A 9,650-nucleotide genomic window follows, 5' to 3' on the forward strand; every position below is an offset into this window, starting at 1 on the left:
ATCTGAAAGGTACACAATCTAAAACCGCCACGTCCTGTGGCAACGATTGTGTAATCCACATCCTGTGGACCTCAGCTTTTTCTGTCAATGAGCAAGGGCGTTTCCGCTTTTCTTATTTAATCGTCAAATCTATTGCTTTTAAGTATTGATTGCGGTTTGCTTTGCATCAATTCCTTAAACTTAGTGGATAATTCTGTTCCTGTATACCCTTCTTCTAACAAATAATCAAGCAGCATTTCGGCATAATCTTTACGGTTGCGCTTTAATGTTCCTTCTAAAAGAATACTTACTGTTTGTTCAAAAATTTGGATAGAACGAACTTCTACCTCAAATGGAGCCGGATCGTTCTCTTTTTTTGTAATGACAGCATGAACGAGTATATTTTTTTTCTTTTCATTCGCTTTTTGAAACAAGTCGATATACGTGTGATTCGTATAAAGGTCAATTAGCCAGAGTTTACTTTCTTCTTCTTTATTGATAATTAGTCCATCCAGTAAATCAATCGGAATAATCTTATCATCCATTACCACTTGAATAGAAATTAGTTTAAATGTTTTCACGAAATGCCACCTTCGCTTTTCTTTGTCCAGCTCCAGTGCCTATCGACTATCGTACTTCAGGACTTTTCCCTACGATAAGTCAACATCGATTCGCCATTCGGCTCTTCATGTTTCCTCTATCTCAGTCAAAGTCCCTCCAGTCCGTACGTCGATGATCAAGGCACTTCCGCTTTTCTTATGATAATGAAACTAAATCTTTTAATTCGTCTGTTGAAAGTTCTGTTACCCAGTTTTCATTTTGAATAATTTGTTCATTTAATGATTGTTTCTTTTCTAGCATGGCATCAATCTTTTCTTCCAATGTGCCTGTACAAATCATTTTATGTACATGCACAAATTTAGTTTGTCCGATGCGGTATGCACGGTCGGTTGCTTGATTCTCAACAGCTGGGTTCCACCATCGGTCATAATGAATAACATGATTGGCAGCTGTTAAATTTAATCCGGTTCCTCCTGCTTTTAAGGAAAGAAGAAAAATCGGAAATTCATTTTCTTGAAATTGTTGAATTAATTTGTCTCTTGTTTGTTTTGGTACGCTTCCATTTAAAAATGGTACATCTAGTTGAAACTTCTTCTTCATCATTTGCTGAATCATGGCACCCATATCAATATACTGAGTGAAAATAAGGCAGCTTTCTTTTCGTTCCAAAATCGTTTCCATCAATTCAGCCAGCTTTTCCATCTTTACGGAACGCTCCAAAAGATTGCTTGGCTTCTCCTCTTTTAAATAAAGAGCAGGATGGTTGCATAGTTGTTTTAATCTGCTTAACATTTGCAAGACAAGCCCTTTTCTTTCCATGCCGCTTAATTGGTCAATTTTTGCAAAAGTATCATGAATTAACTGTTCATACAAGGCTGCTTGTTCAGCTGTTAATGGGCAGTATTCTTTTTGTTCCAACTTATCCGGCAGGTTTAAAGCTACTTCTTCATCCTTTTTAGTTCTTCTTAATAAAAACGGTCGAATCATGTTTTGCAGTCGTTGGATTTGTTCTACTTTCTCTTCTTTTTCGATCGGGATCACATATCTTTTTTGGAATTGACCAAGACTTCCTAAATAGCCGTGGTTGGTAAAGTCAAAGATAGACCAAAGCTCGTTTAAGCGATTTTCCATTGGTGTTCCGGATAAAGCAATATAATGATTTCCTTTTAGTTTACGAACGGCCCGTGACTGCTTTGTTTGCGCATTTTTTATGTTTTGTGCTTCATCGATAGAAATAGAACTCCAAGTGATTTGTTCAAATTGTTCTATATCAATATGGGATAAACCATACGATGTCAGGACGACATCACTGTCCATTGCTTTTTGTAAAAACTGCTCCTCTTTCAGTCGATTTGATCCGTAATGAAGATATATAGAAAGGTGAGGAGCAAATCGTTCAATCTCTTTTTGCCAGTTTCCTAAAACAGAGGTCGGACAAATAATAAGAGCCGGAGTTCGGTTGTTTGGTTCCGCTTCTTTTACTTTTAGTAAATACGAGATAAGCTGAACCGTTTTTCCTAGCCCCATATCATCAGCCAGAACCGCACCAAAGCCGTATTTTCTTAAAAATAATAGCCAGCTCATACCGAGTACTTGATAAGGCCTTAATTCTCCCAAAAAGCTAGTTGGGACTTTTTCAAGCGGCAAATTTTTTATTTCTTTTAATTGCTGAATCATCGTTCGCCACTGTTTGTTTAACTCAATTTGGATTTTTGCAAACGTTTTTGGATTTTCTAAGTCCTCTTCCTGCTGTTCCTCTGTCGACATTAATTCCTGTTCAATTAAATCACGAACATGAAGTCCTTCTTGTTCTGCTTTTTTCATTAAATCTTGTATTTGTCGGATAAAAGAGGGGTCTAATTTAATCCAGCGACCTCTGATATAAACTAGGCGCCGTTTTTCTTCCACCATTTTATTAAATTCCTCTTCCGACAGATTGACGCCATTCATGGAAAAACGCCAATTATAATCTAACATTGCTTGGAGGCCAACAAAGGAAGGCCGATGGTTTGTGTTGGAAACTTTTGCTTTTACCTTCATGCTGGCACTTTTCATCGCCTGCCACCAAGAAGGAAGCAAAATATCGACACCAAGAGTAAGCAATGTTTCGCTGGCATCTGTTAGAAACATCCATGCTTCTTCTTCTGTCAGTTGGCTCGTAATCCCTTTCTTCTCTCCTTGCAGCCAAGGAAAAAGGTCTATCCAACGAGCTTGCTCTTCTCTGATAAAAGACTCGAATGCCTGCCATTTTTTCGGCATGTTTCCAAGATCGTAACTTTCGGAGTCGTTCTTTGCTTTCAGAAAAAGATCCAAATTCCATGTTGAAGCCAATTCTGCTGGCTCTTCCAGCTTAATTCCTAGTGTAAAAGGGCAAGGATTATCAGATAAACCCATCCATTCTTGCCATGTTGCTTCTGTAAAATAAGCAGATAATTTAGCAGAAGGAATATTGCTGCTTTGTAAAGCAGTAATTTTTTGTTGAAACTGTTGTTTTGCTTCTACGTTTTCATCCAAATAAAGGTCTAATGATTGATGGAACCACATGTCAATAAAGTCTTGATTGTTTTGGCCTTCCAGTTCATCTTGCCGTTGTTCTTCCCAAAAAGATGCAGTAAATTCCTCCGTCACACTTTCTGGCAAAGCCCAACGAAAGCTGTTTTGTTCCCATTCTTTAAAATTAGGGATCCATTCTTTTTTTATGATCGCTTCATGCAGGGCTGGTGCTGCAGCTAAACATACTTGTGCAGTTTCATTCCAATCCCACTCGATATACCGGTTAAAGCGTTCATTTGCAAATAACGTGGCGAGCTGCCAGCTGTTTAAAAGAATTCCTTCTATTCCAGCGATAGATTGTTGTTGCAAGATCGTTCCATAATAGCTTTCTGCATGATACTGGAAGAGAAGCTTTTCCCAATAGTCTGGATGGACATAAAAATCATCCACTTCTCCAGTTAAAAAAAATCCTTTTCCCTCATAATAATGAACATTTATTTTGATATTATTATTTTTCAGCATGTATCAACTTACCCTTCCTACATTCTTCATGAAAGGCCCTTAATCTCTTTGTCCGCTCAAGTGTAATGGTAAAGAAACGGTCAAACTCTTGTTGTCTTTTTAACTTTTTATATATAGTGCGTAATTTTTTTAATTGACGAACGGCGATGCGATAATGTTCCCTTGTTTTTGAATGAATATGTTCTTGGATCGAGCGATGATAAAGAGATAACAGCAGGCTTTGATCATACTGCTGCAGCATTTTAATTTGAGAATGATGAAGCATGTCAATGTCAATTCCCATATACGTAAGCAAATCAATCCATTTGTCTAAATACTCTTTTTCATATAAAAACCTTTCATAGTGTTCAAAACTAAAAGGCAGTGTTTGGATATACGTTTTTTCTAACAAATCGCTTCGGTTTTTTGCTTCACAAAATGGCATGATCGATTTTATCGCTATCATACTAAATTCATGGCAATAATCAAAATCATCATTAATAATGGAAAAATACCCTTTTAATGGCTGGGTGTAAGCTTGAATATACGGTTCCAGACGATTCCACGCTTTACGGCTATTAAAATAATCGATCCAATATATCATATATGGGATGATGTCTATTTGTAATATTCGAATCGTTTCCAGTGCTTGTTTATCTTTTCGCAAAAGAATTTGCAGATGGATGCAAGCAACTTTTTCCGTAAAGAAAGCTGTTTCTTTCCCAGTTAATCTTGCTAATTCCTCTTGCTGCCATTGCTTTTTCGTAAAAATATTGGTCCAAAGCACACGGTATATATGAATGGATTCAAATGTAATACTAGTATTAATTGTTAGAATATCTTCACATTCATCCTTTAGCCTTTGTAAAAATGCATCAAAAGCAAAAGGCATTGTAAAATTAGCCAATTTATTTATACACTCTACCACACCGTTTAATAAATCATGATAAACATGACGATAATAGCGGTTTATCGTGTCAGTAGAATGCTGCAAGGTGTTGCTTAACTGAAGCAGTTTTTTAAATGTATACACTTTTCCGATTAATAAGTATAATAGCTTCCATTCGTTTTGGAAGGGAGCATAATTTTTTAGCTTGCGAATATAAACAGTGTACATCTCTGCAATGGTATAGGCTTTATCACTGTTCTTGCCAATGATTGCATCAAAGTCTTCATTAAAGGTTGTAATCCATTCTGTATAGTTAGGTTCCTTTGCATCAGATTTCGGTAATAAATCACTGGCTTTCCTTAATGGCAAATTTTTCAGCGCTCCTTTTTTGGGGATTGGTTGGCGCCAATCTGTCAGCCATGTGGATACTTTGCCTGTTTGACCAAGTAAATAGAAGAAAAGAGCCAACTGATGACGACAAAATCCATTGCTCATGCACGTACATGAACTGAATTGGATAAAAGTTAAATCAAGGGTTACTTTAACTGGCGTAACATCTTGAACGACGCCAATTATTGAGTTATTATCTATTTTTACTTGGGATACAAATCCTTGCCTATAAAGGAGCAATCCTTTTTCTACTATTTTTTGAGAAGCGGGATTGTTTGCATCAAGTAGTTTATTGAAGTTTTCAGCGCAAAAATTCAACGGCTCTAAATATTCTTCTAGAAACATCGTTCTTATCCCTCCCGAAAATGACCAGAACCTTTTGCAGAGGTGCTATTGATCCAAATTAATTAATAAAGCAGCTTTAAATATATAGAATAAGTTCATTGCTATTCATTATTAGCTTTATGTTTAATGAATAGACGTAAAAAGTGCGTGTTCAAAAAGGTAACAAATTAGAAGCAAGAAGGTCGAGGCGGCGTAGCTTTGAGCAACGGAACGTATGCAATTAGATACGTGAGTAGCGGAAAAGCAAGCCAACGAAGAGATTCGCCGCTTATCATTTGATGCCTTTTTGAACATCCTCTATAAAGTTATCGTGTAAAAAAAAACCATTCTTTAATTATACCGTTTTTCTAAATAGGATGGTAGGGTCAGAAAAAGGAAGGAGAGAAGAATAAAAAGGAATGAATAGAAGAAAAAGGAGAGGATTCCGTGAACCCTCTTTAGTAAAATCGTTTAAAGCTTGCAAAGTGGTCTTTAAAATAAGCGTTATCTAAACTTGTAATACGGACACCCTTGGAAGAATCAGCATGAATAAACGAATTGTTGCCAATATAGATGCCAAGGTGAGAAATGCCTTCTTTATATGTATTTTTAAAAAATACAAGGTCGCCAACTTTAGGGAAGTCTACATAATAACTCCGGTCATAATAACCTGAAGTAGATAATCGATTAAGTGGCTTTCCCGCTTTGGAATACACATAATACACAAAACCACTGCAATCAAATCCAGCAGATGTTGTGCCGCCCCAACTATATGGTGTGCCAATCATTTTTTGTGCTTCTGTTAGGACAGTTGTTTCAAAAGAAGCAGGATCCGTATTCGTTGGATTAGAAATAAAGCTTGGTTGTTTTTGTTGTTCTATTTTTTGTTCTTTATTTTCAATACTGACTGGTGGATTACTGTCAGAAGGTGACACCTTTAATTGTTGACCTGGAAAAATGAGGTCTGAAGTTAGATTGTTTAATTGTTTTAATTGGGACAAGGAAAGATTGTATGCTGATGCAATTTTACCTAAAGTATCCCCGCTTTTTATCGTATAAGTAGATGAATTATCTGTTGCAATCCCTTGATTTTCACGATTATTTGTACTTGTCTCATTGGAAGAATCTGTGTTTGTATTGGAAGAGACTGTAGCTGGTTTAGAAACTACTAATACATTTCCAGGATAAATCACATCGGAATTGATATTATTCCATTGTTTTAATTCAGCTAATGAAATAGAATACTTATTAGCAATCTTAAGAAGTGTATCCCCAGATACAATGGTATAGGTTGTTGCTGATGAAGCGTTATTTGTATCATCAGTGGATACGGAAGCTTGTTGAATCGTTTTATTTGAACTGTTTGTAATGGTTAACTTTTGATTAATAAAAATAGTATCAGTTGATAAATTATTGCTGGATTTTAATTTTTGAACAGTCGTATTATATTTTTTTGCAATTTTATTTAACGAATCTCCTTTTTGTACAACATATGTACTAGCAGATGCAGTTGAAGTGAAAGCGGTTGAAATAACGGCTGCGGTGGCCAAGGTTGTGACTTTTTTCTTCATTTTGACACTCACTCCCAATAATTAGTATTCTATGAAACTATCTTATCATATAGGGAAGTCGATGGTACTTGTTTATAAGGGGAAAAGAGTGTAGCGAGGAAAAATAGGACAATTTTCACATGGGTTTGGCATAGAGACGGTGCATTGTTTTCTTATAATACAATAATAGAAAATAAGAAGGATAGGAGAGCCCCACACCAGCCTTATTGTGTGAGGCTTTACCTATCCAAATTTTTTAATAATTATTAATGAAGTTTGTGGGTGCCTAGCTTCGGGGCTGACCAAGGCGCTTGCGCTTTTCTATGTGTCTAGCTACAGCGCCTAGCCCCTGTGAAAGATAACCTCTTGCCTCTAAAAGTAAAAAGCACTTTTTGAGTCAAGAGAACATTTTTCTTCGGGGCTGACTAAGGCGCTTCCGCTTTTCTATGTATTGCACTGTTCAATTTTATTTTGAATATAATCGATATATCGAGTGTCTTTTACTAGTTGAAAAATCATTACTGCTTCTTTCATATAGTTTGTTGCAAGCTGAAATTTCTCTTGAAGCTCATAGTTATAGCCTATATGGTAGTGAAAATGTGCAAGAAGGTAGAGGTTATCTTTTTCGATAGACCAATCTATCGCTTCTTTACAGTAAGAGATGGATGTTTTATATTGTTTTAAGTCAGTAAGTGATTTAGCGATATTAAAATAAAGTCGGCTTTTTATCGTGTCATCCTGTAAATGAGGAATATGATTTAAGTGATCAAATGCTTTATAATAAATTTTTAAGCTTTCCTCTATTAAACCTTCTTCGTAATAAAAAATACCTTTACTAATGTAGATCTCTATTTCTTTTTCAGAAAATACTTTATCAAAAGTTAATTGGACAGCTTCATCAATCAACTGAATCGCTTTTTGAAATTGACGGTTTACTTCAAATTCGTAAATTGCTTTATGCCAAAGCAGTATTTGAAAATGTTTTTTATTACTGGTGAAAAGAGGATTATTTTCTTCTGCTTCGACAATTTGTTTAATAGTATTATAATCCGTATTTCTACGGGCGGCTTTTAATTGTCTGCTAGTTTCCACTACATAATCCAGTCTTGGAGTTGTACCAATGTCAAAGAAATAATTGACATCGATTCCTAATCGTTGTGAAATTAAATATAAAGTAGAGGACAACGGCAGTACCTCTCCTTTTTCAATTTTACTAATTTGAGATTGCGTACAAATATTGTGTGCCAACTCTTTTTGAGATAACCCAATTTCCTTACGTAATTCTTTTATTTTTTCTCCAACAGCTGAAAAATCCAATGTATCACTTCCTATGAAATATTCCTAAAGTTATAATTGTAAGTATTTTTGAGATAAAAAGAGAGATTTATAACTAAAATCGGCTTATAAACCGTGAAAACAAAGAATACATCTATTTATATAATATGGTTTAATAGAAACGACCGCAATATATTAAGAATATCTTTGCTATTTAAAGAAGGCCCACCTACGCCATCGTGTTAATAATAGTTGAATATCTCTTAATTGAGCAGTTTAATAGAACAATTAATTCTATTAAACCCTATTTTTTTTACTTTACGAGTAGTCCTTTTATCTCCAATTTTCTGCCGTTTTCTTAAGAAGAGAGCGGTCTTTTTTTTGTTATTGAAAGATAAGAAAGATAAAATTTTCCAACTTAGATAAGTGTCTAGCTCCGACGTACAGGATGTACAAGTGCCGGCGTTGCCACAGGACGTGGCGCATTTAGCCGGCCGGCGCCTAGCCCCTGTGAAAGATAACCTCTTGGCTCTAAAAGTAAAGAACACTTTTTGAGCCAAGAGAACATTTTTCTTCGGGGCTGGTCAAGACGCCTGCGCTTTTCTTAGAAATTCACTTTTTTTAATATAAAAAATAGAAACATAGAGGGATAAGTGTACAGGAAAGAGAATAATTAAAGAGGATGTTCAAAAAGTTACCTAAGCAGGATATTTTTTAAAAGAAAAGAAAATTTTTGAAGGTAAACTGGTCGCTAATCGGGTGCTTCCGCTTTTCTTATTTTAGACTATTAGATGAATTCAATAGGAGTGCAAGCTTACATTATGATACGTGTGTTCAGCCGAAAATGGTCAAAAAGAAAAAAGAAAATAAAAGAGACAACCAATTCAACATTTGTTCCAGAACATCAACAATTATCGAGTGATAACTTTGATTCCGAAATAGGAAAAATGGCGGCTTTTTTTGCCCATGAAATAAGAAATCCGCTCACTACTATTATTGGTTTTACACAATACCTGGAACAAGAAGCAAAGTCGAAATCAGAAACAAATATTGCACAGTATTCTTCCATTATTCGTGAGGAAGCAAATAGAATTGAATTGCTAATACAAGAGCTGCTAACCTTATCGAAATCTCATTTACATTATGATAATTTAACGATTATTGATGTGAAGCACAGTATTGAAAAAATTGTGACGATTTATTCTCTTCAATTTGAAAATAAAAATATTACGATACTTACTAATATTGCAAGTAACCTTTATATCTCCGGTAATGCAGGCCGTTTTGAACGACTATTAATTAATCTAATAAAAAATGCAGGAGAAGCAATTGAAGAAAATGGGACTATTATGATTGAAGCGGCAAAAGAAAATAAAAAAATAGTCCTTTCCATTAAAGATAGTGGTCCTGGAATTTCCCCAGAACAATTAGAAAATATCTTCTATCCCTTCTATACGACGAAAGAAGAGGGAACTGGTTTAGGTTTGCCAATATGTAAAACTATTGTGGAAACGTTACAAGGTCAATTAGAGATTAACAGTGAGCTAAACAAAGGTGTTCATGTCAATATATCTATTCCTGAAAGTAGGCATACTAATTTTGACACATAAAACTCCCACGTTGAAAAGTAATTGTTTTTGGCTGTTTTCTAAAAGTTTGTTGTTTTTGAATAAAACAATAAACTTGGT

6 protein-coding genes are annotated in these 9,650 nt (G+C 35.2%); 1 reads left to right on the forward strand and 5 read right to left on the reverse strand.

Annotation, left to right across the window (positions count from 1 at the left end; all coding sequences use genetic code 11):
* Positions 1-116: 116 nt before the first annotated feature.
* The 5 genes from ACTXGU_RS21945 to ACTXGU_RS21965 all read right to left on the reverse strand — a co-directional run bounded on the left by ACTXGU_RS21945 (position 117) and on the right by ACTXGU_RS21965 (position 8,004).
* The gene (locus ACTXGU_RS21945; protein ID WP_443483645.1) at positions 117-560 is read right to left on the reverse strand and encodes a YwpF family protein; all 444 of its coding nucleotides are present in this window, start codon (positions 558-560) and stop codon (positions 117-119) included.
* A gap of 175 nt (positions 561-735) precedes the next feature.
* Entirely contained in the window at positions 736-3,555 is a 2,820-nt protein-coding gene (locus tag ACTXGU_RS21950; protein WP_443483646.1) for a DEAD/DEAH box helicase, read from the reverse strand.
* Positions 3,542-5,158 (reverse strand): SWIM zinc finger family protein, encoded by a 1,617-nt coding sequence (locus ACTXGU_RS21955; protein WP_443483647.1) that lies wholly within the window; start codon positions 5,156-5,158, stop codon positions 3,542-3,544. The genes ACTXGU_RS21950 and ACTXGU_RS21955 overlap by 14 nt, the downstream gene beginning before the upstream one ends.
* Positions 5,159-5,595: 437 nt before the next feature.
* Entirely contained in the window at positions 5,596-6,708 is a 1,113-nt protein-coding gene (locus tag ACTXGU_RS21960; protein ID WP_443483648.1) for a LysM peptidoglycan-binding domain-containing protein, read from the reverse strand.
* A 423-nt stretch (positions 6,709-7,131) separates the two neighbouring features.
* On the reverse strand, positions 7,132-8,004 hold the full coding sequence (locus ACTXGU_RS21965) for a helix-turn-helix domain-containing protein (RefSeq protein ID WP_443483649.1): 873 nt from the start codon (positions 8,002-8,004) through the stop codon (positions 7,132-7,134).
* Between the two features lie 779 nt (positions 8,005-8,783).
* Between ACTXGU_RS21965 and ACTXGU_RS21970 the strand changes: the two genes are divergently transcribed.
* Positions 8,784-9,572, forward strand: a complete 789-nt coding sequence (locus ACTXGU_RS21970) for a two-component system sensor histidine kinase NtrB (RefSeq protein ID WP_443483650.1) — start codon at positions 8,784-8,786, stop codon at positions 9,570-9,572.
* The last annotated feature ends 78 nt before the right edge of the window (positions 9,573-9,650 follow it).

This window comes from Niallia sp. 01092, from assembly GCF_052318935.1.
Lineage (GTDB): Bacteria > Bacillota > Bacilli > Bacillales > Cytobacillaceae > Niallia.

Excerpts from the sequence above, each read along its gene's own strand:
- ACTXGU_RS21950 (WP_443483646.1), bottom strand. The coding sequence starts at position 3,555 with ATGCTGAAAAATAATAATATCAAAATAAATGTTCATTATTATGAGGGA.
- ACTXGU_RS21955 (WP_443483647.1), bottom strand. The coding sequence starts at position 5,158 with ATGTTTCTAGAAGAATATTTAGAGCCGTTGAATTTTTGCGCTGAAAAC.
- ACTXGU_RS21960 (WP_443483648.1), bottom strand. The coding sequence starts at position 6,708 with ATGAAGAAAAAAGTCACAACCTTGGCCACCGCAGCCGTTATTTCAACC.
- ACTXGU_RS21970 (WP_443483650.1), top strand. The coding sequence starts at position 8,784 with ATGATACGTGTGTTCAGCCGAAAATGGTCAAAAAGAAAAAAGAAAATA.